At 71.1% G+C, this 25,264-nt stretch carries 22 protein-coding genes and 2 tRNA genes; 4 read left to right on the top strand and 20 right to left on the bottom strand.

What is annotated here, in order from left to right:
• Window position 1: 1 nt before the first annotated feature.
• The 10 genes from ACIREI_RS09150 to leuS form a co-directional block, all read right to left on the bottom strand.
• A complete protein-coding gene (locus ACIREI_RS09150; protein ID WP_403329270.1) occupies window positions 2-205 on the bottom strand; it encodes a nuclear transport factor 2 family protein in 204 nt (67 codons plus the stop codon).
• A 164-nt stretch (window positions 206-369) separates the two neighbouring features.
• A complete protein-coding gene (locus tag ACIREI_RS09145) occupies window positions 370-765 on the bottom strand; it encodes a nuclear transport factor 2 family protein (protein WP_403329267.1) in 396 nt (131 codons plus the stop codon).
• A gap of 130 nt (window positions 766-895) precedes the next feature.
• Window positions 896-1,885 carry a DNA polymerase III subunit delta gene (holA, locus tag ACIREI_RS09140; protein ID WP_403329264.1) on the bottom strand — a complete coding sequence of 330 codons (990 nt, stop codon included), beginning with the start codon at window positions 1,883-1,885 and terminating at the stop codon, window positions 896-898.
• 173 nt (window positions 1,886-2,058) lie between these two features.
• Window positions 2,059-2,304 carry a hypothetical protein gene (locus ACIREI_RS09135; RefSeq protein ID WP_403329261.1) on the bottom strand — a complete coding sequence of 82 codons (246 nt, stop codon included), beginning with the start codon at window positions 2,302-2,304 and terminating at the stop codon, window positions 2,059-2,061.
• Window positions 2,305-2,465: 161 nt separating this feature from the next.
• A complete protein-coding gene (locus tag ACIREI_RS09130) occupies window positions 2,466-3,305 on the bottom strand; it encodes an arylamine N-acetyltransferase (protein WP_403329258.1) in 840 nt (279 codons plus the stop codon).
• A 4-nt stretch (window positions 3,306-3,309) separates the two neighbouring features.
• Complete coding sequence (locus ACIREI_RS09125) at window positions 3,310-6,159, bottom strand: ComEC/Rec2 family competence protein (protein ID WP_403329255.1); 2,850 nt, start codon at window positions 6,157-6,159, stop codon at window positions 3,310-3,312.
• Window positions 6,156-7,163 (bottom strand): helix-hairpin-helix domain-containing protein, encoded by a 1,008-nt coding sequence (locus tag ACIREI_RS09120; protein ID WP_403329253.1) that lies wholly within the window; start codon window positions 7,161-7,163, stop codon window positions 6,156-6,158. The genes ACIREI_RS09125 and ACIREI_RS09120 overlap by 4 nt, the downstream gene beginning before the upstream one ends.
• Before the next feature lie 738 nt (window positions 7,164-7,901).
• Window positions 7,902-8,747 carry a DegV family protein gene (locus ACIREI_RS09115; protein ID WP_403329250.1) on the bottom strand — a complete coding sequence of 282 codons (846 nt, stop codon included), beginning with the start codon at window positions 8,745-8,747 and terminating at the stop codon, window positions 7,902-7,904.
• Between the two features lie 93 nt (window positions 8,748-8,840).
• Complete coding sequence (locus tag ACIREI_RS09110; RefSeq protein ID WP_403329247.1) at window positions 8,841-9,584, bottom strand: hypothetical protein; 744 nt, start codon at window positions 9,582-9,584, stop codon at window positions 8,841-8,843.
• A 350-nt stretch (window positions 9,585-9,934) separates the two neighbouring features.
• Window positions 9,935-12,808 (bottom strand): leucine--tRNA ligase, encoded by a 2,874-nt coding sequence (gene leuS, locus ACIREI_RS09105; RefSeq protein WP_403329244.1) that lies wholly within the window; start codon window positions 12,806-12,808, stop codon window positions 9,935-9,937.
• A 468-nt stretch (window positions 12,809-13,276) separates the two neighbouring features.
• On the opposite strand from leuS, the gene ACIREI_RS09100 reads away from it, so the two are divergent.
• Complete coding sequence (locus tag ACIREI_RS09100) at window positions 13,277-14,614, top strand: cytochrome b/b6 domain-containing protein (RefSeq protein ID WP_403329241.1); 1,338 nt, start codon at window positions 13,277-13,279, stop codon at window positions 14,612-14,614.
• Window positions 14,611-16,221, top strand: coding sequence for an NADH-ubiquinone oxidoreductase-F iron-sulfur binding region domain-containing protein (locus ACIREI_RS09095; protein WP_403329238.1), 1,611 nt, complete (start codon window positions 14,611-14,613; stop codon window positions 16,219-16,221). Before ACIREI_RS09100 ends, ACIREI_RS09095 begins: the two co-directional genes overlap by 4 nt.
• Window positions 16,222-16,385: 164 nt before the next feature.
• On the opposite strand, the gene ACIREI_RS09090 is transcribed toward ACIREI_RS09095, so the two are convergent.
• Window positions 16,386-16,458: transfer RNA gene (locus ACIREI_RS09090), tRNA-Ala, on the bottom strand.
• 117 nt (window positions 16,459-16,575) lie between these two features.
• Here ACIREI_RS09090 and ACIREI_RS09085 point away from each other — a divergent pair.
• Window positions 16,576-17,781 (top strand): glycosyltransferase 87 family protein, encoded by a 1,206-nt coding sequence (locus ACIREI_RS09085; protein ID WP_403329469.1) that lies wholly within the window; start codon window positions 16,576-16,578, stop codon window positions 17,779-17,781.
• Here ACIREI_RS09085 and ACIREI_RS09080 read toward each other — a convergent pair.
• The 8 genes from ACIREI_RS09080 to ACIREI_RS09045 all read right to left on the bottom strand — a co-directional run bounded on the left by ACIREI_RS09080 (window position 17,760) and on the right by ACIREI_RS09045 (window position 22,828).
• Complete coding sequence (locus tag ACIREI_RS09080) at window positions 17,760-17,993, bottom strand: hypothetical protein (RefSeq protein ID WP_003976229.1); 234 nt, start codon at window positions 17,991-17,993, stop codon at window positions 17,760-17,762. The two genes, ACIREI_RS09085 and ACIREI_RS09080, sit on opposite strands and share 22 nt — an antisense overlap.
• Window positions 17,994-18,493: 500 nt before the next feature.
• Window positions 18,494-18,566, bottom strand: a tRNA-Ala gene (locus ACIREI_RS09075).
• 127 nt (window positions 18,567-18,693) lie between these two features.
• Window positions 18,694-19,365 (bottom strand): histidine phosphatase family protein, encoded by a 672-nt coding sequence (locus tag ACIREI_RS09070; RefSeq protein ID WP_403329235.1) that lies wholly within the window; start codon window positions 19,363-19,365, stop codon window positions 18,694-18,696.
• Window positions 19,356-19,802, bottom strand: a complete 447-nt coding sequence (gene rsfS, locus ACIREI_RS09065) for a ribosome silencing factor (protein ID WP_302000765.1) — start codon at window positions 19,800-19,802, stop codon at window positions 19,356-19,358. The genes ACIREI_RS09070 and rsfS overlap by 10 nt, the downstream gene beginning before the upstream one ends.
• Window positions 19,803-19,916: 114 nt before the next feature.
• The gene (locus tag ACIREI_RS09060) at window positions 19,917-21,626 is read right to left on the bottom strand and encodes a LytR C-terminal domain-containing protein (protein ID WP_403329232.1); all 1,710 of its coding nucleotides are present in this window, start codon (window positions 21,624-21,626) and stop codon (window positions 19,917-19,919) included.
• A 25-nt stretch (window positions 21,627-21,651) separates the two neighbouring features.
• A complete protein-coding gene (gene nadD, locus ACIREI_RS09055) occupies window positions 21,652-22,290 on the bottom strand; it encodes a nicotinate-nucleotide adenylyltransferase (protein ID WP_403329230.1) in 639 nt (212 codons plus the stop codon).
• Between the two features lie 80 nt (window positions 22,291-22,370).
• Window positions 22,371-22,535 carry a hypothetical protein gene (locus ACIREI_RS09050; protein WP_403329227.1) on the bottom strand — a complete coding sequence of 55 codons (165 nt, stop codon included), beginning with the start codon at window positions 22,533-22,535 and terminating at the stop codon, window positions 22,371-22,373.
• A gap of 131 nt (window positions 22,536-22,666) precedes the next feature.
• A complete protein-coding gene (locus ACIREI_RS09045) occupies window positions 22,667-22,828 on the bottom strand; it encodes a hypothetical protein (protein ID WP_403329224.1) in 162 nt (53 codons plus the stop codon).
• A gap of 124 nt (window positions 22,829-22,952) precedes the next feature.
• Here ACIREI_RS09045 and ACIREI_RS09040 point away from each other — a divergent pair, with 124 nt between their 5' ends.
• Window positions 22,953-24,071, top strand: coding sequence for a M48 family metallopeptidase (locus tag ACIREI_RS09040; protein ID WP_403329221.1), 1,119 nt, complete (start codon window positions 22,953-22,955; stop codon window positions 24,069-24,071).
• Window positions 24,072-24,123: 52 nt separating this feature from the next.
• On the opposite strand, the gene ACIREI_RS09035 is transcribed toward ACIREI_RS09040, so the two are convergent.
• A complete protein-coding gene (locus tag ACIREI_RS09035; RefSeq protein ID WP_403329218.1) occupies window positions 24,124-25,218 on the bottom strand; it encodes a hypothetical protein in 1,095 nt (364 codons plus the stop codon).
• Window positions 25,219-25,264: the final 46 nt, after the last annotated feature.

Here is a 25,264-nt window from a genome sequence, read left to right as displayed (position 1 = left end):
TTCAGCGTCCCGCTCGTTCCTCGAAGATCCGCCGGAACACGTAGAGGACCGCGTCCTGGCCCTTGTAGTCGCCCGCCAGCGGATGGGTGCCGGGGAAGTGGTACGTGCAGTCTCCCGCCAGCGACTCGCGCAGGCCGTCCAGATCACCGCGGGTGAAGGCTTCGTAGCCCTTGCGGACCAGCCGGGCGTGCGGGTGTACGGCCATGGCGACCGCCACCTCTCCGTCGCATCGGTGCGTTACGGCTGATACGCCTGATTGTCCTCCGGGACGGGACGAAGACCAGCGGATCAAGGCCCGCCTGGATCCGGGTGGCCCCGGAGGACCGGCGCCATGACGTGTTCGCGGGGCGCCTCATGAAGGGACGCGGTTCACGACCAGAAGTCGTTGAGCTTGTCCATGTCGGCGACGCACTCGTCCAAGTCGCTGACCTTCTCACCGACGATCCGGAAGACGATGCCTCCGTCCATGTCCAGGCGCTTGCCCTGACGCTCGGCGGTGGCATGGTGCACGGACATCACATGTCCACGGCCATCGGCGAAGAGGTGCCGCAGCTCGACCTTGAACGTCCCGGCCGTCTCCTCGAAGAGCCGTTGGTACATGTCGATACACGCGTCCTGGCCCTTGTAGTCGCCCGCCATCGAGTGATCGCCCGGGAAGTGATGCGTGGCGTCCCCCGTCAGCAGAGTGCGCAAGGTGTCCATGTCACCGCGCGAGAAGGCCTCGTAGCCCTTGCGGACGAGCTGTGCGTGCTGGTGTTCAGCCATACCGATCGCCACCTTTCCGCCATATCGATCATGTTCGGCGATTTCACGCTGCACGTTCGATTGTCCTCGGGGCCGCTCCGACGGCCACTGGATCATGACCGGGGCGTGCCTTCGGCCCGGTCCCCCTCTGTCACCCTCGGCCTCTGGAACGCGCCGCACGCGCGATCGCCACGACCGCCTTCTCCAGCGCGTACTCGGGGTCGTCCCCGCCGCCCTTCACACCGGCGTCGGCCTCGGCGACCGCCTGCAGCGCGGCCGCCACACCGTCGGGCGTCCATCCCCGCATCTGCTGCCGGACGCGGTCGATCTTCCAGGGCGGCATGCCCAGCTCGCGCGCGAGGTCGGCGGGGCGGCCCCCGCGGGCCGAGGACAGCTTGCCGATGGCCCGTACGCCCTGCGCGAGCGCGCTCGTGATCATGACGGGCGCCACGCCCGTGGCCAGCGACCACCGCAGCGCCTCCAGCGCCTCCGCCGCCCGCCCCTCGACCGCCCGGTCGGCAACGGTGAAGCTCGACGCCTCGGCGCGCCCGGTGTAGTACCGCCCCACGACGGCCTCGTCGATCGTCCCCTCGACATCGGCGACCAACTGACTCACCGCGGAGGCCAGCTCCCGCAGATCACTCCCGATGGCGTCGACCAGCGCCTGGCAGGCCTCCGGCGTCGCGGACCGTCCGGTCGTCCGGAACTCACCGCGCACGAACGCCAGCCGGTCCGCCGGCTTGGTCATCTTCGGGCACGCCACCTCCCGCGCCCCCGCCTTGCGCGCCGCGTCGAGGAGCTTCTTGCCCTTGACTCCACCGGCGTGCAGCAGCACCAGGGTGATCTCCTCGGCGGGCGCCGCGAGATACGCCGTCACGTCCTTGATCGTGTCGGCCGACAGATCCTGCGCATCGCGAACGACCACGACCTTGCGCTCCGCGAACAGCGAGGGACTGGTCAACTCGGCCAGCGTGCCGGGCTGCAACTGCTCCGGGGTCAGCTCCCGCACATCCGTGTCGGCATCGGCGGCCCTGGCGGCAACCACCACCTCCCGCACGGCACGATCGAGCAGCAGCTCCTCCTGACCCACGGCGAGGGTCACGGGAGCGAGGAGGTCGTCAGCAGCACTCTTCCTGGCCATCGCGACAAGCATGGCACGGACCACTGACAACGCGTCTCGCCCGGGGCACCGCCGCCCCGCGCCCACCCTGGACGTGTGCCTGGCCTGGGTCACCGTCGCCCGCGCCCGCGCCTGGGCCTGGGCCTGGCTTGGGCCGCGGCACCGTCACCGCAACGGCGATGGCGACGGCAGGCCTACGGCTCCTCCCGCCAGCCGTCCCACTCCCCCGCGAACTCGTCCAGCTCCCCCGGATCCAGCCGCCCTTCCTCGTCCCGCAGCACCACCAACCACTGCGCGTCCTCGGCATCGTCCTCGCCGGCCAGCGCATCCCGCACCAGCCGCGGCTCCTCGTCGATCCCGAACCGCTCCCCGAGCGCCTCCACGACCTCCTCCGCAGCGTCACGATCGGGCAGCACCAGCACATGTCTCACATCGCTCACGGAGCAATTCTCAGCCACCCAGGAGAGTCGAACCTGTGCCGGGGGGCCAGCGCCCCGCACGAGCGCCCCCGCGCGGCCCCGAGGAGCCCTGAACGGCCTCGGCACCCTGAACTTCCTGAGCGGACTGAGCCTCCCCTCCCCCCAGGAGTCCCGCTCCCGAATCAGCCGTCCCGTCCCGATCTGCGCACCGTCGGCACCTGATCCAACTCGATCCCGAACCGCTCCCGGTACACCCGCAGCACCTCCTCGTCCGTGCCCAACTCCCGCTCCTCACGCGTCCCGTCGGCCGCCGTCTCCTTGAAGGTGCGCCCGCTGAGCGTGATCCGCCCGCCCTCCTCCGTCACCCGCGAGCACACCAGCGACTGTGTGAAGTGCGAGCCCGGCGAGGTGCTGTGCCACCACGCCCCGGCCACGAAGTCGCCGAGCACCCGCGGCCGCCGCTCCAGCCGGTACTCCGGTGTCCCGTCCATGACGACGTCCAGGTCCGCCGCCTCCGCCACGTCGTGCCCACCGCGCACACCGGCCGAGTCCGGCCCTGCCTCGACGATCCGGAACACGCCCGCCGGATCAACCTGCTCGCCCCGCGCCTCGAACGCCAGCGGATAGTGACTGTGCGCCCCGAAACCGACGTCCGCCAGCCATGTGCCCCCGTCCACCGTCCGCACCTTCAGCGCCATGTGGTCGTAGGGAATCCCGAGCCGCCCCTCCTTCCCGTGGACCCGTGCCGCGAGCAGCGTCACGTCGAAACCCAGCGCGGTGAGCAACGCCCCGAACGCCCCGTTCAGTTCGTAGCAGAACCCGCCCCGCCCGGCCCCCACCACCTTGTCGAGCAGCCGCTTCTCCTCCAGCACGATCTCCTCGCCGAGGTGGATCGACAGGTTCTCGAAGGGCACGGTCTGCAGATGGCGCAGATGCAGCTCGCGCAGCACGTCCACGGTCGGCCACGCCGGGTGCTCGACCCCCAGGCGGCTGAGATAGGCATCAACCTCAACGGAATCCATGCCCTCAGTCTCCCGCCACCCGCAGCTCCGCGCCCGTACCCGCGACCGCCAGCGCCCCGTCCTCGTCCGTCCGCAGCACCACCGCGCCCTGCGCCCGCAGCGCCGCGACGGTGCTGGGGGCCGGGTGCCCGTACGGGTTGTCCTCACCGCAACTGATCAACGCCAGCCGCGGTGCCGCCCTGCGTATGAGCTCAGGGTCCTGGTACGCCGAGCCGTGATGGGCGACCTTGAGCACGTCCACGCCGTCCAGCAGCGCCCCCGCCGGCGATCTCAACAGCGCCCGCTGGGCCGGAGGTTCGAGATCCCCGAGCAGCAGGAGCCGCAGCCCTGCCGAGCGGACGAGCAGGGTGACGCTGGCGTCGTTCGGACCGTCCGGGGCCAGGGCGGGGTGTGCCGGGGGCCAGACGACCTGCCAGCTCAGTGCCCCGGTGCGCCGCTCCTCCCCGGCGGCGGCCCGCGTCACGGGAATGTTCCGGGCGGCCGCCTCCCTGCGGACGAACTCCACCTGGTCCACCGGCTCTTCGTGCCCCGTCGTCTCGATCGCGCCCACCGTCCGCCCGCGCAGCACGCCGGGCAGGCCCGCCACATGGTCGGCGTGGAAGTGGGTGAGCACGACGAGCGGGATCCTGGTGATCCCGAGTGTGCGCAGGCACCGGTCGACCAGCGTCGGATCGGGTCCGGCGTCCACGACCACGCCCGTCCCCTCACCCGCCGCGAGCACTGTCGCGTCGCCCTGCCCCACGTCGCACATCGCGAACCGCCATCCGGGCGGCGGCCACCCCGTGACCACCCTGGCCAGCGGTGGCGGCTGCAGTACCACCAGCAGGAGCAGCGCCCCGCAGGCACCACACCACCAGGGGTGCCGCAGCAGCCGCCGGCCGACGAGCACGACGACCACCGTGGCGAGGGCGAGCAGCGCCGCCCCGGTCCAGCTGCCGGGCCAGTCCACGCCCGCCCCGGGCAGTGCGGCGCCCGTCCGGGCGACGTCCGCGATCCATCCGGTCGGCCAACTCGCGCACCAGGCCAGCACCTTGGCCAACGGCATCGCGAGTGGCGCCGTCGCCAGCGCCGCGAAGCCCAGCACTGTGGCCGGTGCGATCGCGAACTCCGCGAGCAGATTGCACGGCACCGCCACCAGGCTCACCCGGGCCGACAGCACCGCCACAACGGGCGCGCACAGCGCCTGCGCGGCAGCCGCGGCCGCCAGCGCCTCGGCCAGCCGGGGCGGCACCCGGCGCCGCCGCAGTGCCGCGCTCCAGCGGGGCGCGAGCGTGAGCAGGGCGCCCGTGGCGAGGACGGAGAGCAGGAAGCCGTAACTGCGGGCCAGCCAGGGGTCGTACAGCACCAGCAGCAGTACGGCCGTCGCCAGCGCCGGGATCAGTGATCTGCGGCGTCCGGTCGCCAGGGCCAGCAGCGCGACGGCCCCGCAGGCCGCGGCCCGCAGCACGCTCGGGTCCGGTCGGCACACGACGACGAACGCGAGGGTGAGCCCTCCGCCGAACAACGCGGTCGTCCGCAGGGAGATGCCGAGGCGGGGCGCGAGGCCCCGGCGCTCGGCCAGCTGGGACAGCCCGGGCGGGCCGATGAGCAGGGCGAGGATGATGGTCAGGTTGCTGCCGGAGACAGCGAGCGTATGCGCCAGGTCGGTCTCCTTGAACGCCTCGTCCAGCTCCGGAGTGATCCGCGAGGTGTCGCCCACCACCAGCCCCGGCAACAGCGCCCGCGCGTCCGCCGGCAACCCGTCGGTCGCCTCCCGCAGCCCGGCCCGCAACCGCCCCGCCAGCCGCTGCGCCTCCGACGGCTCCCCCACAACCTCCGGCACCCCCGGATCCCGCACCCGCAGCACGGCAGCGATTCGGTCCCCGCCGGCCAGGGCGGGCGCCAGCGTCGCGGTCACCCGCAGCCGCGTGGAGGGCAGCACCCTCAGCCAGGGCGAACGCCGACCATCAGCGGACTGAGACGCCTCGCTGACGTCCCCAGCCCCAGGAGGTCTCGGCGCCCCGTTGGGGTGTCCAGACCCAGGGGATCTCGACGCCCCATTCACATCCCCCGCCCCAGAAGACATCGACGTCGCGTCGACGATCACCAGCACCGGCGCCCGCGTCACCACCGCCGTGCCGTGCGCCTCCTCGACGCGTCGCACGTCCGCGTTGATCAGCACGGAGGTCGGCGCCATGTGATTCCCCTTGACCCGGGGCCTGGTGAGCCGAGGGTCGGAGGTGACCTCGACCTCGGCGGTCACGGTGGCGTACTGCCGCGCCAGCCCGGGCACCGGCCCACGCCGCAGATCGGCCCCGTGCAGCCCGGCGGAGGCAGCGGCCGCCGCGACGCAGAGCAGGACAGCAGCGACCGAAATCCGTGGCCAAGCGACCGAGGCGCGCGGCCAGATGAGCCGCAGGCGCGCTGAGCCCTGCCTGCGCGGCCGCGTGAAGCGCCCCGGCGCAGAGCCCGGCCCAGGCGCGGAGTCCCGCTCGGACAGGGGCTCCTGCCCCGGCACGGAATCCGCCCCAGACACGAAGCCCCGCCCAGGCCCAGAATCCCGGCCAGGCCCAGAATCCCGGCCAGGCTCAGAATCCTGCCCGGGCCCGGCCGCACCGCTGGCACCCACCCCGCCGCGCCGCCGCAGCAGTACGCCCGCCGCGACCAGACAAACGACCACCGCCCCGCCCACCCACACCGTCGGGGCGTCCAGCATCAGCGCCGCCGTCGCCCAGGCGGCGAGCGCGGGTGGGACGAGTCGGAGATCCGTCAGTCCTTCCTGTCGGGGGTGGGAGGCACCCAGCCGGTTCCCGGAGGCGGCATGAACGGGGGCGCGGGAAGGCGTGAGGTGGGGTGCGCGGACGTCGTGCCTCATGGCTGTACGAGATTTCGTAGATCGGCGAAGCGGCGGTCGCCGATGCCATTGACCTCGCGCAGTTCGTCCACCGCACGGAAGCCACCGTGCTGGGTGCGGTAGTCGATGATGTGCTGGGCCAGCACCGGGCCGACGCCCGGGAGGGTGTCGAGCTGGTCCACGGTGGCCGTGTTGAGGGAGACGGGCCCGGCAGGCGCGGCCCCGGCGACCGCCGCACCGCCCGAACCCGCAGCTGCCCCGGGGGCGGCAGCCGGGCCACCGACGATCACCTGCTCGCCGTCCACCAGGAACCGGGCCCGGTTCAGGCTGTCGGTGTTCGTGCCGGGACGCACCCCACCGGCCACACGCAACGCGTCGGCGACCCGCGAGCCGGCCGGCAGGCGATGGATCCCCGGCTCACGCACCTTGCCGCTGACGTCCACGACGATCTCCGCCGCGGCCGTACCCACGGCCCCCGGCGCAGCGGCCGCCGACGCACCCGCCACGACCTCCTCACCCGGCTCCCCTCCTCCGAACGGAGCCGCCGCCCGCACTACCTCGGGCGCCCGCACGGACTGCGCCCGGCCGGTCCAGAAGTGCTGCACGGCGAACCCGGCGGCGAGGACGAGCACCACGGTGAGCGCGACCACGCTCCGCCGCTCCAGCCCACACCTCGCCTGCAACCACACCGGCATCCGCTCCCGCAAAGCCGGCCCGACGCGTGCCCGCCAGTCCCCGGCCCCCGCGTCACCGGCCCCAGGCCGGGACCCGGCCCGGTCACCCATGGCGGCATCCGGCGTCTCCGAGTCGCGCGCCGTATCCCCGCGCGAAACAGGGGCGCCCGGCGGCACATCGGATCCCAGAGACACATCGGAGTCCAGCGGCGCATCGGGGGCCAGCGGCACATCGGCGTCCAGCGGCAGGTCAGCACACGGCACATCAGCCCTCAGGACATCCGGACGCGTCGCCACATCAACACGCGGCACACCCGAGTCCTCGGACCAGTCGGCGTACCAATCGTCCATGCCCACGGCCACCCGAGCGTGCGGCGCGCCACTCAGGTCCGCTTCCGACTCCTCAGCTCCAGCACGCCAACCGGGCTCCTCCCGAACGAGTCCAGCCGGTCCACGAGAGCCACTCGGCCCGCTCAACCCACTCGGGCCAGGCATCTCCCCCACGTCGGCCCTCGGGGCGTACTCCTCCCCCCGCGACGGCGGCCCCGCCCCTGACTCCCGCCACTCCCCGGCCCGTTCGGCGAAAATCACCTCCGCCCTGCGCCGCAGCTCCTCCGCCGACGCATGGCGCTGCCGTGCCCGCCCCCGGACATGCATGCGTCGTCGGTGGCGGGCGCGGCCGTCGGAGTGGGGGCCGCGGCCCGGGCCGCTGGTCGCCGGCGTGGTACGTGTGCGTGATCGAAGTGCCATGCGACGAGGATCGGACACCTCGCCCCGCCCGCGATGATCTTGCTCAATTCCCGGGGATTACCGCCCAGTTGTGGATAACTCCGCCACCCACACGAGTGGTGCACCCACCCAAAGAGCTCGTCACCACGACGAATCGCCCCACCACGACGATGCCGTCACCACAACGATGCCGTCACCACCGCCAACCCGTCACCACAGCGGACCCATCACACGACGTACCCGTCACCACAGCGGACCCATCACACGACGTACCCGTCACCACGGCCGCCGCATCACACGACGCATCCGCCCCACGCCCAAGCTCCACCCCAGCACCCCCGCCGCCCACACCCAACCCCTTCACCGCGGCGAAACCACAACCCCCAACAACCCAGGCCCGGTATGCGCCCCAATAACCGCCCCGACCTCACTCACATGCAGCTCGGCCAACCCCGGCACCCGCCCCCGCAAACGGTCCGCCAGCGCCGACGCCCGGTCCGGGGCGGCGAGATGGTGCACCGCGATGTCGACCTGCGCGCTGCCCGCCCGCTCGGCCGCGATCTCCTCGAGGCGTGCGATCGCCTTGGACGCCGTCCGTACCTTCTCCAACGGACCGATCCGGCCGCCCTCCAGCTGCAGCAGCGGCTTCACCGCGAGCGCGGACCCCAACAACGCCTGTGCGGCCCCGATACGGCCACCGCGACGCAGATAGTCGAGGGTGTCGACGTAGAAGTAGGCGGCCGTGCCGCCGGCCCGCTTCTCCGCGGCGGTGACCGCCTCGTCCACCGTGCCACCCGTCTCCGCCGCCTCGGCCGCGGCGAGCGCGCAGAACCCGAGCGCCATGGCGACCATCCCGGTGTCGACGACCCGCACCGGCACCGGCGCCTCGCGCGCCGCGAGAACCGCCGCGTCGTAGGTGCCGGAGAGCTCGGCGGACAGGTGCAGGGAGACGATGCCCGTGGCGCCGGACTCGGCGACCTTGCGGTAGTGCTCCGCGAAGACCTGAGGGTTGGGGCGCGACGTGGTGACGGGTCGTCGCTTCTGCAACGCCTGGGCGAGGGAACGGGTCGAGATCTCGGTGCCCTCGTCCAGCGCCTGGCCGCCGACGACCACGGTCAGGGGCACCGCGGTGATGCCGTGGCGCTCCATCGTCCGCGGCGGCAGGTAGGCCGTTGAATCGGTGACGATCGCGACATGGCGGGACATGAGCTGGAGGTTACCTGGCGTAGCGCCCGGGCGGCAGTCCGACCCCGCTCACCTGGAAATGCCTTGACCGGATCAGCGCGTGCTCGGCCGCCCTCAAGTCGTGCTCTCGGGACGGGGTTTCTTCTGCCAGGGGTATGTCGGACGAGGGCCGGGCGGTGTGATCGCGGGCCGTGTGGGCTCCTCGGCCCGCTGCGACCGAGGGCTGTCGGGCCAGGTCTGCTCGGCCGTCCCGGCGGCTTCGGCCGCCGACGCCTCCGGCCACGGGGGCGGTGGCGTCGACGACGAGGGCTCCGTCGTCTGCCAGTGCCGCAGGGCACCGGTCTCCACGTCGATCTGCGCGCTGAGGCTGTCCAGGTCGTCGCCGGCGAAGCGGTGGGCCCGGTCGCGGGCCGCCCAGCGCAGGGAGTCCGCGGACTGGACGATGCGCTCGGTGCGCTCACGCAGGTCGGGCAGCCGCTCGGCGAGCGTCGCGCGGTCCGGCTCGGACTCCAGGCGCCGCAGTTCGGCGTCCAGTTCGTGCCCGTGTGCACTGAGGCGCTGGAAGAGGCCGAGGGATTCCTTCAGGGACTCGTCCTCGGCCGCGCCCGCGCGCAGCGCGTCCTGGGTGGCCCGCATGGAGGTGCGCAGCTTCAGCCGCAGCTGGGCGAGCTCACCGGCCGGGCCGGGCTGGGCGAAGGACTTGGCCCGCAGGGTGTGGTCCTCGACCGTGCGCCGGGCGTGGGTGATGGTGTCGTCGACCCTGCGCTTGGCGGCGCCGACCACCTTCACCGTGGCGTACGCGCCGAGCACCACGAAGAGCACGAAGAGCAGGGCGACGACTGCGATCACTGCTTCCACGAACTCCTCCTCCGACCGGCCGCGACACACGCCGCATCACTCTTCAACGGTAAACGCAGCGGGCAGGCCCGGAGTTCCAACAGAACCCCGAACCTGCCCGTAGGGGATCACCCCGAGCCACCCGCCGCACACACGGGCACCCGAACCGACGGCGCCACGCACAGGGCACCCGAACCGGCGGCCCCGCGCACACGACACCCGAACCAGCGGCCCCACATACACGACACCCGAACCGGCGGCCCCACGCACACGACACCCGACCCGGCCGGACGCGCTCACGCCATCCGGACCAGCCGAACCCGCTCACGACATCCGAACCGGCCCGACCACCAGAGGCCAACGCCGGAGGCCTACGCCGGAACGATGTTCACCAGCTTCGGCGCCCGCACGATCACCTTGCGGATCCCGGCCCCGTCCAGCGCCGCCACGACCTTCTCGTCGGACAGCGCGACCTTCTCCAGCTCCTCCTCGGAGATGGCCGGCGAGACCTCCAGGCGGGCCTTGACCTTGCCCTTGATCTGCACGACGCAGGTCACGGTCTCGTCGACCACGTACGCCGGGTCGGCGACCGGGAAGTCCTGGTGGACGACCGAGTCGTCGTGGCCCAGCCTGCGCCACAGCTCCTCGGCGATGTGGGGGGCCAGCGGCGCGGCCATCAGCACCAGTGCCTCGGCGACGGAGCGGGACACCGCCCCGCCCGTCTTGGTCAGGTGGTTGTTCAGCTCGGTGACCTTGGCGATGGCGGTGTTGAACCGCATGCCCTCCAGATCCCCGCGCACCCCGTCGATCGCCTTGTGCAGGGCACGCAGCGTGTCCTCGTCGGGCTCCGCGTCCACCACCGTCAGGTCACCGGTCGTCTCGTCGACGACGTTGCGCCACAGCCGCTGCAGCAGCCGGAACTGGCCCACCACCGCGCGCGTGTCCCACGGCCGGGAGACATCCAGCGGGCCCATGGCCATCTCGTACAGGCGCAGCGTGTCGGCGCCGTACTCGGCACAGATCTCGTCCGGAGTGACCGCGTTCTTCAGGGACTTGCCCATCTTGCCCAGCAGCCGGGAGACCTTCTCGCCCTGGTAGTAGTAGGCGCCGTCGCGCTCCTCCACCTCGGCGGCCGGCACCGCGATGCCACGGCTGTCGCGGTAGACGTAGGCCTGGATCATGCCCTGGTTGAACAGCTTGTGGAACGGCTCGGCCGAGGAGACGTGCCCCAGGTCGAACAGGACCTTGGACCAGAAGCGGGCGTACAGCAGGTGCAGCACGGCGTGCTCGGCGCCGCCGACGTACAGGTCGACACCGCCGTGCGGCTGGCCCTCGCGCGGGCCCATCCAGTACTGCTCGATCTCGGGATCGACCAGCTGCTCGCTGTTGTTCGGGTCCAGGTAGCGCAGCTCGTACCAGCAGGAACCGGCCCAGTTGGGCATGGTGTTGGTCTCACGCCGGTACCGCTTCGGGCCGTCGCCCAGGTCCAGGGTGACGTTGACCCACTCCTCGTTGCGCGACAGCGGCGTCTCGGGCTGGGTGTCGGCGTCGTCCGGGTCGAAGGTGCGCGGCGAGTAGTCCTCGACCTCGGGCAGCTCCAGCGGCAGCATCGACTCGGGCAGGGCGTGGGCGATGCCGTCCTCGTCGTAGACGATCGGGAAGGGCTCGCCCCAGTAGCGCTGGCGGCTGAACAGCCAGTCGCGCAGCCGGAAGTTGACGGTCCCCTCGCCGATGCCCTTGGACTCCAGCCACTCGGTGATGCGCGCCTTGGCCTCGGCGACGCCCAGACCGTCCAGCGAGACGCCCTCACCGGTGGAGTTGATGATCTTCGCGTCGTAGGACGAGAAGGCGTCCTCCCACGTCGAGGTGTCCGTACCCCGTCCGTCCGTCGGCTCGACGATGCAGCGGATCGGCAGCTCGAAGGCGCGCGCGAACTCGAAGTCGCGCTGGTCGCCCGCCGGGACGGCCATGATCGCGCCGGTGCCGTAGCCCATCAGGACGTAGTCGGCGATGAAGACGGGGATCTGCTCGCCGTTGACCGGGTTGGTCGCGTACGAGCCGATGAAGACGCCGGTCTTGTCCTTGGCCTCGGCCTGCCGCTCGACGTCGGACTTGGCGGCGGCCTGGGCGCGGTAGGCGGCGACGGCCTCGGCCGGGGTGGCGTGACCGCCGGTCCAGGAGTCGTGGGTGCCCTCGGGCCAGGCGCCCGGGGTGAACTTCTCGACCAGCGGGTGCTCGGGCGCCAGCACCATGTAGGTCGCGCCGAACAGGGTGTCGGGGCGCGTGGTGAACACGGTGATGCGCTCGCCGTCGATCGGGAAGTCGACGCGGGCGCCCTCGGAGCGGCCGATCCAGTTGCGCTGCTGCAGCTTGATGGCCTCGGGCCAGTCCAGCGCGTCCAGGTCGTCCAGCAGCCGGTCGGCGTAGGCGGTGATCCGCATGTTCCACTGGCGCAGCTTGGCCTTGAAGACCGGGAAGTTGCCGCGCTCGGAGCGGCCCTCGGCGGTGACCTCCTCGTTGGCCAGGACGGTGCCCAGGCCGGGGCACCAGTTGACCGGCGCGTCGGAGGCGTACGCCAGGCGGAACCCGCCCAGGACGTCGGCACGCTCGGCGGCGCTCAGCTCGCTCCACGCGCGCGTGTGCCCCGGTACGGCCCGCTCACCGGACTCGAAGGCGGCGACCAGCTCGGAGATCGGGCGGGCCTTCTTCGCCTCGTCGTCGTACCAGGAGTTGAAGATCTGCAGGAAGATCCACTGGGTCCACTTGTAGTAGTCCGGGTCGATCGTGGCGAACGACCGGCGCTTGTCGTGACCCAGTCCCAGCGCGCGCAGCTGGGCCTTCATGTTCTCGATGTTGGCCTCGGTGGACACGCGCGGGTGCGTGCCGGTCTGCACGGCGTACTGCTCGGCGGGCAGGCCGAAGGCGTCGAAGCCCAGGGTGTGCAGGACGTTGTGGCCGGTCATGCGCTGGAAGCGGGCGAAGACGTCGGTGGCGATGTAGCCCAGGGGGTGGCCGACGTGCAAGCCCGCACCGGAGGGGTACGGGAACATGTCCATGATGAACTTCTTGGGCCGGGCCACGGCCTCGGGGTCGCCCGCCAGGTCGCCCTTGGGGTTCGGAGCGGCGTACGTACCCTCGGCGTCCCAGAAGTCCTGCCAGCGTGCCTCGATCTCGGCAGCCATGGCCGCCGTGTAGCGGTGCGGCGCGGCCACCTCGGCGGTGGCAGCGGGGTTCGTCTCGCTCATGATCCTCAAAGCTCCATCGATCGTCTCTGCCAGCGGCTGCGGTTCTCTGGAAACGAAAAATCCCCTCGCACAGGAGGGGACGCCGCGCCGATTCCGACCATCCGATTCGCCCGGTGGTCGGGACTGATCAGCGCGGCCCGCTAAGCAGAAGGCGTACGGCACGCATGGCGTCAGGGTACCGCAGCGCCGGAGCGGGTCGCGACGGACTTCCACCCTGGGCGTGACGGGCTTGGGGTGGGGGCGCGCGTGAACAATGGCGCCCTCCATTCCGTACTTGAGAGTTGTGAAGACCTCGAAAAGCTGAACAACGTTCAATTGTTACCTGGCGTAACAGTCGCTAAGGGACATCGCCCGCCCCTCGCAGCCCGTAGATAACAACGCAATAACTCAAACGCCGTACCCCTCGGTATGGAGCCACTTAGAGTGCGGCAGCGGGACCGCCTTCCCGAACCGCTCGGAGTTGCCCCCATGAACCCTCGTCGTAGTAACAGTTCGCTCCCCAAACCGGGCCGGTCGGCCTATGGGGTGGCGACCGCTGCTGTTCTGCTGCTCATACCCCTGGTCGTGCTGCTCGGCGGCACCTGGCTCCAGGAGTTCCTCAACTTCGGTGCCGGTGTCCTGTCACTCGTCTGCCTCACCTGCTCGGTGATCTGGGGTCTTGTCGCCCAGGACCGGATGATCCTCAACACCCGCCAGCGGATCATCGCGCAGGGCATCCACCGGGTGACGGCCGTGGCCTCGATCGCGTTCCTGCTGGTGCACATCGGCGTGAAGCTGGCGCTGGACCACGCCAGCCCGATCGCCGCGCTGATCCCCTTCAGCCTCGTGTTCTTCGGCGGCGACGAGATCCCCGGCAGCGCCTTCCTGATCGGCCTGGGCTCCCTGGCCGCCCTGCTCATGATCTTCGTGGGCGTCACCGGCGCGCTGCGCACCCAGTTCGCCTCCCCGGCACTGGTCGCCGCGCGCTGGCGCGCGATGCACATGCTGGCCTACCCGGCCTGGTGCGCCGCCCTGATCCACGGGCTGTTCGCCGGCCGCCCGGCGGCGACGTTCTTCATGGTCTGCTACGAGCTGTGCGTGGTCGCCGTCGCCGCGGCCCTCGCACTGCGCGCCGCCCCGCGTCCCGTCAAGCGCAAGTTCGCCGACCGGCTCGCCCAGCTCATCGGCAACGAGCCCGACGCCCGCGAGGACCTGGAGGAGAGCCGCGCCCGCGCGGCGTCCGGGTCCGCGCTGCCGGGCTACGAGAACCAGCGCCCGTCACGGCCGTCGCGCGACGAGCGGACGGGCCCGCTGCCCGGCATGCCCTCCCAGGCTCCCGCCTCGGCGGAGTCCACGGGTGGCTTCGCCGCCGCCTACCGCGCGGTCTCCCCCCGCTCCCAGGGCCGGCAGCAGCCCTACATGGCCGACCAGACCTCACGCATGGACCTGCCCCTGGACATGCAGCCGACGGAGGCGATCCCGCGCGTCGACGGCTCGGGCAGCACCTCGGGCAGCTGGCCGATCCCTTCCCCGCCGCCCGTGGGCGAGGCACCCCCGTCGGCCTACGACCCGCTCAACGACACGGGATTCAATATCCCCCTCTACCGCGATTCGGGCACGTCGGGCTATGACGCGGGCGCTGCGGGCTATGGCTCGAGTGATGTGTACGACACCGCTGAGACGAATGCCGTCTTCGGTACGTACAACCAGAACGACACGTACAACAACAGCGGTCCCGCCACTGAAACATTCCCCGGTGCCTCCTACGACTTCGACGCACCGGGTTCGGGCGAACCTTGGAACACGCCTTCCGGAGGCTTTAAGTGAACGAGGCCCTGCCCGACGTCCCCGAAGTCCGCGTCGTCGGCCTTCCCCAGCTGACGTCGGGCTTCGACCTTGTCGAAAGGCTCGATCTGCCCATGCATCTGAAGGTGCACGGGCCACTCGAACCGATGGGCGGTGAGCAGCTCGCGAAGCTCGCCGAGAACATCAACCTGAAGGGCCGCGGCGGCGCGGGCTTCCCCTTCCACAAGAAGCTGCGCTCGGTCGCGGAGGCCGCGATCAAGCGCGGTGTACGGCCGGTCGTGGTCGTCAACGGCAGCGAGGACGAACCGGCCTGCCGCAAGGACACGGTGATGATCAACCGTGCCCCGCATCTCATCCTGGACGGCGCGCTGCTGTGCGCCGAGGCCCTGGGTGCCCGCACGCTCGTGGTGGGGGTCACCCGGGAATCGACCCAGCGCTCCATGGAGGCCGCCCTCGCCGAACGCGGCCTCAGCAACAGCCGCCGCTCCGCTCTACGCGCGTGGGTGCAGCGCAACCCGGTACGCATGGTCACCGGCGCCGCCGCCTCCCTGATCCGCTCCATCGACGGCGGCCCGGCCATCCCGCCCGGCCGCAAGGTCAGCGCCTCGCAGAACGGCGTCGGCGGCGCCCCGACCCTGCTGTCCAACGCCGAGACCTTCGCGCAGCTCGCGATCGCCGCCCGCATCGGCCCCGAGCGCTACGGCAACACCGGCCTGTACGACGAGCCGGGCACCGTCATGCTCACGGTCTCCGGCGCGGTCGCCCGCCCGATGGTGATCGAGGTCCCCACGGGCGTGCCGCTGCGCTACGTCCTCCAACTGGCCGGCGCCCCACCCGTCCCGCAGGGCGTGCTGACCGGCGGCTACCACGGCAAGTGGATCGACGCGGCGACGGTCAACGAGGCGATCGTCTCGCGCAACTCCCTGGACGCGGTGGGCGGCGCGCTCGGCGCCGGCGCGATCCTGCCGATCACTCAGGAGACCTGCCCGCTGGGCGAGTCGCTGCGGGTGGCGCAGTGGCTGGCCGAGGAGAGCGCGGGCCAGTGCGGTCCCTGCTACCTCGGTCTGCCGGCCGCCGCGCGCGGCATGGAGGACATCCTCAACGGCGGGGGCCCGGCCGCCCTGGAGGCGCTCAAGCAGGTCGCCAAGAACGTGAAGCGGCGCGGCGCCTGCTCGCACCCGGACGGCTCCGCGATGTTCCTGGAGTCGACCATCAAGGCGTTCACCGACGACCTCGCGGCGCACGTCCTCGGCAACGGCTGCGGACGGCCCGTGGAGGGCGTTCTGCCGCTCTTCGAGGGCGGCAGGGCCCCGTCGGGCATCCCGGGCGGCGGCGAGTCGGAGGAGAACGGCCCCAGCCGCCAGAAGATCTACGTCGACTGGACACTGTGCCGTGGCCACGGTCTGTGCGCGGACATCCTCCCGGAGGTCTTCCAGCTCGGCGCCGACGGCTTCCCGACCGTCGCCCAGGCGAAGGTCCCTCGCTACGCCGAGGCCAAGGCCCTGCGCGCGGTGCGCCGTTGCCCCGCTCTCGCCCTGCGCATCGAGGAGGACACGCGCGGCCAGGAATCGTCCCGCAACCTGCCGGTCCTCTCCCAGGGCCGCGGCAGACGCGCCCTGGGCCGCTGAGGCCGGGCACGCGCGCGTAGAGGGGTCGTCCGAGCCGGACGACCCCTCGTTCTCACCGTGCGCAAGCCAGGCTGCACACGCAAGCCAAGGTGCACAGCCACAGCCCCATGATGTGCAGACAAAAAAGATCCCGCCGGATCGTATTGATCCGGCGGGATCTGCTGTGGAGCTAAGGAGAATTGAACTCCTGACCTCCTGCATGCCATGCAGGCGCTCTACCAACTGAGCTATAGCCCCGTGCTTTGGTCGCCCGGTTTCCCCGGCGGCGACGCCAACATTACCGGTCGACCTCGCGCAGCACCAAATCGTTTCCCGTTCGCGCCGATACGGGCACTAATGTCGGGTTCCGTGACCATGATCGCGTGCCCCGGAGTTCACCGTCGAACGCCGGTCGCCCTGGCCGCCTGCCTGGTCTCCTTCGCCGCGTTCTGGGCGGCGCAGCGGGCCGCGCACGTGTCGATGATCGACCTGATGGTGTACCGGGCCGAGGGCGCGACCGTGAGGGCCGGAGGCGACCTGTACGCGCTGCGGGCGACGGCCGCCCGACTGCCGACCACCTACCCGCCGTTCGCGGCCCTGCTGTTCACCCCCCTGACGCTCCTGGACACGGCGACCATGCGCACCCTGGCGACGGCCGGGAACCTCGCGCTGCTCGTGGTGTTCGCAGGGCTGTCGCTGCGTCTGGTCGGGCACGCGCGCGTGGAGAGCGTGTGGTGGGTCGCGGCGGTGGCCGTGTGGTGCGAGCCGGTGTGGACGACGCTGCGGTACGGGCAGATCAACCTGCTGCTCGCCGTCCTGGTGCTGTGGGATCTGTCACGGCGCCCGGGAGACCGCTGGGCCGGCGTCGGCATCGGGCTCGCCGCGGCCGTCAAGCTGACGCCCGCCCTGTTCGTGGCGTTCCTGCTCGCCACCGGTGTCGTGGCGCGGCGTCGGCACGGCCGCGGCGGCTGCTGGCTACGGCACGCGCGCCTGGCGGCCGCCTGGTTCACCGGGGCGACCCTGCTGGCCGCTGCCGTACTGCCGTACGACTCCTGGCGCTTCTGGACCCGCGTGGTGTTCGCGGCGGGGCGCGTCGGGTACGCCGAGGACACCGCGAACCAGGCCCTGCGCGGCGTTCTCGCGCGGCTGCTGCACACTCCGGAGCCCGGGGCCGCCTGGGTCGTCACGGCGGCCGTGGTGGGCGCGGCAGGGCTGGGCGTGGCCGTGGCGGCGGAGTTGCGCGGTCAGCGGGACTGGGCGGTGACCTCGTGCGCGGTGACGGCGCTCCTCATCAGCCCGGTGTCCTGGTCGCACCACTGGGTCTGGTGCCTGCCGGTCGTCCTGCTCCTCGGCACGCACGCGTACCGGGCCGCCGCGTTGAGCGCGCTGCTGGTCTTCTCCTCGTACGCCCTGTGGTGGGTGCCGCACGGTCCGGGACGGCACGAACTGCACCAAAACGGCATCGAGTTGACGCTGTCCGCCCTCTACGGGACGACTGGCTGCCTTTTCCTGGTGCTCGCCGGGATCACCGGGACCGCCATCGGCAACTCCCGCCTCGGTCAAGCCGTGACGAAGGAATAGAAGCGTTTGAGCGTGCAGTGTTCTTCGAGGAGACGGCCGTAGATCGGTTCGCCCTCGAGTTCACGGTACGTCTCGATCGGATCGCCTTTTATGATCAGCGCCCGCGCGCATTCCTCGCACCAGTACTGGTAGTCGGGGTTCACCGGTTCCATGTCACGGACGATCGGCGTTCCGCTGCCGCACCAGTCGCACTTTCGCCTGTGTGCACCCATCGATCAGCTCCAGCTGTGGCCGCAGGCCGTGCACACGTAGGAAATTCCGCCGTTGTCGCCAAGGAGCTGGGCGACATGGACGGAGCCGCAGGAAGGGCAGCTGAGGCGGGTGATCGTATCCCGGGTCAACGCCGCTTCGAAGAGGTGACCCGCCTCTCCGAGGATGCTCGCAGGCATCGCTACTCCCTCCCGTCGGGCCGCGCTCCCTTCCGGCCGTTTGATTCTGCCACGGCCGGACCAATACGGTCAGCGACGCCTCAGTACCAGTCCGGACACGGCAGCCCTCGCGACCGTACGAACCGCGCGAACACGCACCCCAAGCGTCTTCTGAGAGGTATACGCCTGCGAGGCCCGAGTGACTCAAGCCGGACCCGAACAGTTCGGCGAGGCGGGTGCCGCGCGAACCGGCCACGGGGGCCCGGCCGTTGATCCGGGCGCCGCCGCGGATACCAGAAGATCCCGCCGATCGAGGGGATCGGCGGGATCTTGTTGTCTCACTGTGGAGCTAAGGAGAATTGAACTCCTGACCTCCTGCATGCCATGCAGGCGCTCTACCAACTGAGCTATAGCCCCTTGCCACGCGGCGGGAGCCGCATGATGTTTCGCCCCGCTCGGCGGGGCGAACAAGAAGAACTTTAGCCTGCGACCTGCCGGAAAGTGAAATCCGGGTCCCGGGTCGTCCCGGCCGGGACCTCCGGCTTCAGTCGTCGTCGCCGAGCACCGGCTCCGGCAGGGTGCCGGCGTTGTGCTCCAGCAGACGCCAGCCGCGGGCGCCCTCGCCCAGGACGGACCAGCAGCAGTTGGTGAGGCCGCCGAGGCTCTCCCAGTACCGGGGCTCCAGGCCGAGGAGGCGCCCGATGGTCGTACGGATCGTGCCGCCGTGGCTGACCACGACGAGCGTGCCGTCGTCGGGGAGCTTCTCGGCGTGCCGGAGCACGACGGGCGCCGCGCGGTCGGCGACCTCGGTCTCCAGTTCGCCGCCGCCGCGGCGCACCGGCTCACCGCGCTTCCACGCGGCGTACTCGTCGCCGTGCCGGGCGATGATCTCCTCGTGCGTCAGCCCCTGCCAGACGCCCGCGTAGGTCTCGCGCAGGCCCTCGTCGTGGGTCACCTCCAGGCCGGTGAGCGCGGCCAGCTCGGTGGCCGTGTTCGCGGCGCGCTGGAGGTCGGAGGCGACGATCGCGTCGGGCTTGAGGCCCGCGAGCAGTCGGGCGGCGCGGCGGGCCTGGGAGACGCCGGCCTCGGTGAGGGCGACGTCCGTGGTGCCCTGGAAGCGGCGCTCCACGTTCCACGAGGTCTGGCCGTGCCGCCACAGGATGACGCGGCGGCCCCGGCCGGGCTTGGCGGCCTCGCTGAAGGCGCTCACCGCCACTCACCGCCCAGCTCGGCGGCCTCCTCGGCGGCCTGGAGCTTGGCGTGCTCCGCGGCCTTGCCGCGGGTGGCCTTGGCGTCGTCGGGCAGTTCGAGCTCGGGGCAGTCCTTCCAGAGGCGCTCCAGCGCGTAGAAGACGCGCTCCTCGCTGTGCTGGACGTGCACGACGATGTCGACGTAGTCGAGCAGCACCCAGCGGGCCTCGCGGTCGCCCTCACGGCGCACCGGCTTGGCGCCGAGCTCCTTCAGGAGCCGCTCCTCGATCTCGTCGACGATCGACTTGACCTGGCGGTCGTTGGGGGCGGAGGCCAGCAGGAAGGCGTCCGTGATCGACAGGACGTCGCTGACGTCGTAGGCGATGATGTCGTGCGCGAGCTTGTCGGCGGCCGCCTGGGCGGCGGTGGTGACGAGCTCGAGGGAACGGTCGGTAGCGGTCACTACAAGGCTTTCGGTCGGCGGTCGTTTGGTACCAAGGGTCTCACGGACCGCCGACAGCACCCCACGTGATTACCGGCTCACGTGGGGTGGCCTGCGGTTATTTGGGTCCTGGGGTCATGAGGACGACGGCTTGTAGTCCTGGCCCAGGACCACCGAGACATCCGCGTTCGCGGACACGTCGCCCTTGGTGACGGCGGTGGCGGACAGGCCGAGGGTCTTGGCGACCTCGGTGGCGTTGTCCTTGTCGGCGGCGTCGGTGTAGACGACCTGGGACGTGGCCGCGGTGGACGCCGAACCGCCCTCCAGGAAGGTGAAGCCGCCGTTCAGCAGCACCACGCGGGCCTTGTCGGTGTTGCCCTTGACGCCGCTGGCGTTGCGGACGGACACGCGGACGGCGGCGTCCTTGTCGGGGCTCTTGGCGGTGCCGCCGAGGACGTTCTTGACGACACCGGCGCTCGCCTGGGCGCTCAGTGTGCCGTCGGTCTGGACGGGCAGCAGGGCCGTCTTGTAGTCGCCGCCCTTGGCGAGGTCGGCGAGCTTGGCGAGGAAAGCGCCGAGGTCCTTGTCGGTCAGCGGCGGTTCGATGATCATCCCGAGCGTCTGCACGGTGGTGGTAGCGCCCTGTGTGTCCGAGGTCAGCTTGCGCAGCGTGGCCTGCATGACCTGCCCGAACCGCTCCAGCTGGGCGTTCTGGGCCTCGCCGGAGGCGCTGTAGGTGGCGTAGGCGACGGCCATCTTGCCGCTGAGGGTCTGGTCCTTGCCCTTGCGCACGAGGGGCGCGGCGCCCTTGGACTTGGCGTCCGGGTCGGGCACGTCGGTGTCGGTGTCGACCTCGATGTTGCCGACCAGGTCGACGAGGTTCTGCAGGTACGGGGTGTCCAGCCGCCAGGTGCCCTGGATCTCGGTGCCGAGGACGGTGTCGATCGCGTCGCGCGTCCCGGAGGAGCCGTCGTCGTCGACCGACTTGGCGAGCGTGGTCGTGCTGCCGTCGTCGCCGGTCAGGGCGAGGGAGTTGGGCAGCAGGACGGTCGTGCCCTGCTTGGTGGTGGTGTTGTCGACGAGCAGCGCCGTGGAGGTGCCGCCCTTCTTGGTGTTGTGCAGATGGACGACGATCACGTCCCGCTTCTGGGCCCCCACGGCGGTCGGGGTGCCCTCCTTGCTGTCGGGCGACGACAGGCCGGGCAGCTTCCCCGCGTACCAGAGGTAGCCGACGCCGCCGGTCGCGGCGACCGCCAGGACGACCACGAGAGCGATCACACGCGCGCGTGCCCGTCGCCGGGCCTCTTCGCGGCGCTCGGTGCGGTTCTCGGTGAACTTCAGCCAGTCGATGACGTCCTCGGAGTCCGAGTCGGGCTCCTCGACGAAGGCGAACTGCTCGGTGCGGTAATCGCGTTCCCCCCGGTCCTGGGGGTCCTGGACCACGGGATCCTCGACCGGCCCGGCCTGGTGCGGGATGTAGGCCGTCTGCTCGACGACGCGGTGCTGCTGACCGCTGGTGGCGGTACGGCCGTAGGGGTCGTACGGCGCCGAGTGCCCGCCGGCCTGCTGCTGGTGGTGCGTGCCGGTGCCGTACGGGTCGTAGGCGGGCGTGGGCGGCTGCTGACCGGTGTCGCCGCTGTCGTAGGGGTCGTGCGGCGGGACCGGCTGCTGTCGGCCGGTCGCGTACGGGTCGTAGCCGTAGCCCTGCTGCGCGTACGGGTCGTACGACTGCTGGGGCGGCTGCTGCCGGGGCGGGACCTGTCGGTACACCGGCCGCCCGTACTCGTCATAGCCGACGAGTTCGTACTGGTCATCCCCGTACCCCGCGTCGTATCGGTCGTTCACCGGTTGCCCCTCTCGGCTCACTGCCTCACTCGCCGCGGTACAGCTCGCGCTTGTCGATGTAGCGCACGACTCCGTCCGGCACCAGATACCAGATGGGCTCGCCCTTTGCGACTCTCGCGCGGCAATCGGTGGACGAGATGGCCAGCGCGGGAACCTCGACCAGCGACACGCCGCCCTCCGGCAGCCCGGAGTCGTCGAGGTGGTGGCCGGGCCGGGTGACGCCGATGAAGTGCGCGAGGGAGAACAGCTCCTCCGAGTCCCGCCAGGTCAGGATCTGGCCGAGGGCGTCGGCGCCGGTGATGAAGAAGAGATCGGTGTCCGGGTTGAGCGCGCGCAGGTCGCGCAGGGTGTCCACGGTGTACGTCGGGCCGCCGCGGTCGATGTCGATGCGGCTGACGGAGAACTGCGGGTTCTCGGCGGTGGCGATGACCGTCATCAGATAGCGGTCCTCGGCCGGGGAGACGTGCCGGTGGCTCTTCTGCCACGGCTGGCCGGTCGGCACGAACACGACCTCGTCGAGGTGGAACTGCGCGGCGACCTCGCTGGCCGCGACGAGGTGGCCGTGGTGGATCGGGTCAAACGTTCCACCCATGACGCCGAGGCGGCGCTTGCCGCGGTTCGACGGGCCGCTTCCGGGGCCGGTAGGCATGTCCTGCTCTCCCATGCGTGCAGACCCTACCGGCCCCGCCTGAGGGGCTCTGGCCGACGACTGCCCGGGCGGACCGGGAGGGGCCGGGTCGGGACTCAGCGGTCGCGGTTGAAGAGGGTGGTGATCCACAGCAGGAGCATCAGGATGACGAAGGCGCCACCCCCGGTGAGCAGCGGGCTGATGCTCTCGTGGTTGCCACCGTGCTCCTCGCCCTCGGCGGCGAGGGTGACCAACTGGGCAGCTGCGCTGTGGAAGCTCATCTTCGGCGTGACCTATCGGGTGTGGGCGGGATAAAGATGTCGGCTCATCGTAAGCGGGCGCCATGACGGCGATCACGCCGACTCCACCGTTGGGGCGCCTCCGACGGGCCACGGGGAACCTTCCCGGGGGCTCACTCGTCCTTCCGCCTGTAGCCCCGCAACAGGAACCACGCGGTCAGCACACAGCCCACGACCATCACGATCAGTACGACCCGGAGCAGATTCCCCGCCCCCTGCTGCTCGGCTGCGCTCGCGGCCTGGGTGAGCCAGGCGGCGGCGGGGTTGTGCTCCATGGCGCGGAACTCCTTCGCTGTAGTGCCCGTCCACGGTAACTCCGCCTAGGCTGGGCTCTGCTTCGGGGGCGCAAAGGGCTGAACAAGGCTCCGCAAAGGGCCGCACAGAGCCATCCACACGCACATGGGGGAAGACATGTCCGAAGGCCACGAGCACAACGGGCACGAGAACGTACCGAGCAGGCAGCGCAGGCGTTTCCCGGAGATCTCCTCGCGTGCGTACGAGCACCCGGCGGACCGCTCGGCCCTGGTCGCCCTGCGCAAGCTGAGCGGCTTCGACACGGTCTTCAAGGCGCTGAGCGGCCTGCTGCCGGAGCGCAGTCTGCGGCTGCTGTTCCTGTCCGACTCGGTGCGGGTGTCGGACCAGCAGTTCGCGCACCTCAACGACATGCTGCGGGACGCCTGCTACATCCTGGACCTGGAGAAGGTCCCGCCGATGTACGTCAACCAGGACCCGGTGCCGAACGCGATGTGCATCGGCCTGGACGAGCCGATCATCGTGGTCACGACGGGTCTGCTGGAGCTGCTCGACGAGGAGGAGATGCGGGCGGTGGTCGGCCACGAGGTGGGCCACGCCCTCTCCGGCCACTCGGTCTACCGCACGATCCTCCTCTTCCTCACCAGCCTGGCCGTCCGGGTCGCCTGGATCCCTCTTGGCAACATCGCGATCATGGCGATCGTGACCGCGCTGCGGGAGTGGTTCCGCAAGTCGGAGCTGTCCGCCGACCGGGCCGGCCTTCTCGTCGGCCAGGACCTCACGGCCTCGATGCGCGGCCTGATGAAGCTCGCCGGCGGCCACCATCTGCACGAGATGAACGTGGACGCGTTCCTGAAGCAGGCCGACGAGTACGAGGCGGGCGGCGACCTGCGCGACTCCGTCCTGAAGATCCTCAACGTCCTGCCCCGGTCCCACCCCTTCACCACGGTCCGCGCGGCCGAGCTGAAGAAGTGGGCCGAGTCCCGCGACTACCAGCGGATCATGGACGGCCACTACCCGCGCCGCTCCGAGGACAAGGACACCTCGGTGACGGACTCCTTCCGCGAATCGGCGTCCCACTACGCCACCCACGTGAAGTCCTCCAAGGACCCCTTGATGAAGCTGGTCACGGACATCGCCGGCGGCGCCGGGGACCTCGGCGGCCGGGTCCGACGGGGCTTCGGCGGCTTCACGAGCGCCCCGCCGAAGGACGAGCCGAGGCGGGACGCCACGGACGACACGGACAGCCAGGGCTCCGGTCACTGAGGGTTTCCAGCCCGCCCCGGGCCGCAGGCCCCCGGGGCGGGACCCTCCCGGCTCACACCTTCGGCTGGGACCCCGCCGCCAGCGACCCGCACAGCGCCGTCGCCCCGCCCGTGGCGTACGGGTCGGTCCCGGCCGGCCCGCCCTCCTTCGCCGTCTGCCCCGCCAGCAGCGGATGCAGCCGGTTCGTGGAGTCCTCGGCGCAGGACAGCGGCCCCGCCTGGACGTAGGAGACGACCAGCTGGGCCTGGTTCAGCCGCAGGTCCTCGCGGTCGAAGCGGAAGTGCAGCTCCCGGCGCACGGTGAAGAGCGACGCCTCAGCCGTCCGCTCACCGGCACCGGCCTTCTCCCCGGACGCCACCGCCCGCAGCGCGTACACAAACGTGTGATCGGCCGTGACCTCGAGGGTCGACGAGTCGGTCTCCGCGGCCTGCAGCGTGCCCTGCACCCGGATCTTGCGGTCGGCCAGCTCGGCCTGAGCCGGATCGAACCGAACCAGCCATCCGGTCGGCGCGTGCCGCCCGTCCGCGGCCGGGTGGCTGAAGCTCTGGTCGAACTGGTCCAGTTGGTCGGGATCGAGCAGCACCCGCACCGGACGGACCTGGTCCCCGGTGAGCACCTCGGGATACAGCGCGGACCGCACGATGTAGTCCTTCGCGATACTCAGCGCGTTCGTCACCTGACCGTCCGAGAAGTGCGCGGTGCGCCGCGCGGCCGGCAACGGAATGCCTTCCGCGCCGATGCGGAACTGCGCGGCGGGACTGTGCGCGTACAGGTAGTCGGTGTCGCTCGCGCCGGGCACCTTGCCCTGCGGGGCGAGCGGGATGACGGTCATCCGCAGGGGCTCGGCGAGCGGTCCGGAGCCGGCGGGGGTCTGATAGGGGTGCCGTACACCCATATAGATCGCCGTACCAAAGGCCACGGCGATCAACAGGACCAGGATCAGCGCCTGCCGGGACAGGCCCCGGCGCAGGGGTGGACGGCGGCGTACGGCGGGTGCGTGGTCGGCGATGCGCTCCTGCGCGGAGAACTCCTGGAGGTGGGCAGCACGGACGAACGACTCGTCGAAGACGACGGATCGGTATTCGTCCTCGCCACCTCCGGGGCCGCCCTCGGGTGTCCCCTCGGGTGGGTTTCCAGGCCCTCCCATATCTTCAGGGTAGGTCGCGGGGAGCTCCGGTAAACGCCCTGCTGCA

It is taken from the genome of Streptomyces sp. NPDC093591 (genome assembly GCF_044764885.1).
Lineage (GTDB): Bacteria > Actinomycetota > Actinomycetes > Streptomycetales > Streptomycetaceae > Streptomyces.
Note: the sequence above shows the minus strand (reverse complement) of the source record. Positions and strands in the feature narration are given on the sequence as shown.

What these genes read in the sequence shown, in the direction of transcription:
- ACIREI_RS09115 (WP_403329250.1), bottom strand. Translation starts at nt 8,747, where the DNA reads ATGTCCCGCCATGTCGCGATCGTCACCGATTCAACGGCCTACCTGCCG.
- ACIREI_RS09045 (WP_403329224.1), bottom strand. Translation starts at nt 22,828, where the DNA reads ATGGAGCACAACCCCGCCGCCGCCTGGCTCACCCAGGCCGCGAGCGCA.
- ACIREI_RS09035 (WP_403329218.1), bottom strand. Translation starts at nt 25,218, where the DNA reads ATGGGAGGGCCTGGAAACCCACCCGAGGGGACACCCGAGGGCGGCCCC.
- ACIREI_RS09145 (WP_403329267.1), bottom strand. Translation starts at nt 765, where the DNA reads ATGGCTGAACACCAGCACGCACAGCTCGTCCGCAAGGGCTACGAGGCC.
- ACIREI_RS09080 (WP_003976229.1), bottom strand. Translation starts at nt 17,993, where the DNA reads ATGGGTGCACACAGGCGAAAGTGCGACTGGTGCGGCAGCGGAACGCCG.
- ACIREI_RS09040 (WP_403329221.1), top strand. Translation starts at nt 22,953, where the DNA reads ATGGGGGAAGACATGTCCGAAGGCCACGAGCACAACGGGCACGAGAAC.
- ACIREI_RS09120 (WP_403329253.1), bottom strand. Translation starts at nt 7,163, where the DNA reads ATGGACGATTGGTACGCCGACTGGTCCGAGGACTCGGGTGTGCCGCGT.
- ACIREI_RS09150 (WP_403329270.1), bottom strand. Translation starts at nt 205, where the DNA reads ATGGCCGTACACCCGCACGCCCGGCTGGTCCGCAAGGGCTACGAAGCC.
- ACIREI_RS09130 (WP_403329258.1), bottom strand. Translation starts at nt 3,305, where the DNA reads ATGGATTCCGTTGAGGTTGATGCCTATCTCAGCCGCCTGGGGGTCGAG.
- ACIREI_RS09125 (WP_403329255.1), bottom strand. Translation starts at nt 6,159, where the DNA reads ATGAGGCACGACGTCCGCGCACCCCACCTCACGCCTTCCCGCGCCCCC.
- ACIREI_RS09085 (WP_403329469.1), top strand. Translation starts at nt 16,576, where the DNA reads ATGATCGCGTGCCCCGGAGTTCACCGTCGAACGCCGGTCGCCCTGGCC.
- ACIREI_RS09050 (WP_403329227.1), bottom strand. Translation starts at nt 22,535, where the DNA reads ATGAGCTTCCACAGCGCAGCTGCCCAGTTGGTCACCCTCGCCGCCGAG.
- leuS (WP_403329244.1), bottom strand. Translation starts at nt 12,808, where the DNA reads ATGAGCGAGACGAACCCCGCTGCCACCGCCGAGGTGGCCGCGCCGCAC.
- nadD (WP_403329230.1), bottom strand. Translation starts at nt 22,290, where the DNA reads ATGGGAGAGCAGGACATGCCTACCGGCCCCGGAAGCGGCCCGTCGAAC.
- holA (WP_403329264.1), bottom strand. Translation starts at nt 1,885, where the DNA reads ATGGCCAGGAAGAGTGCTGCTGACGACCTCCTCGCTCCCGTGACCCTC.
- ACIREI_RS09100 (WP_403329241.1), top strand. Translation starts at nt 13,277, where the DNA reads ATGAACCCTCGTCGTAGTAACAGTTCGCTCCCCAAACCGGGCCGGTCG.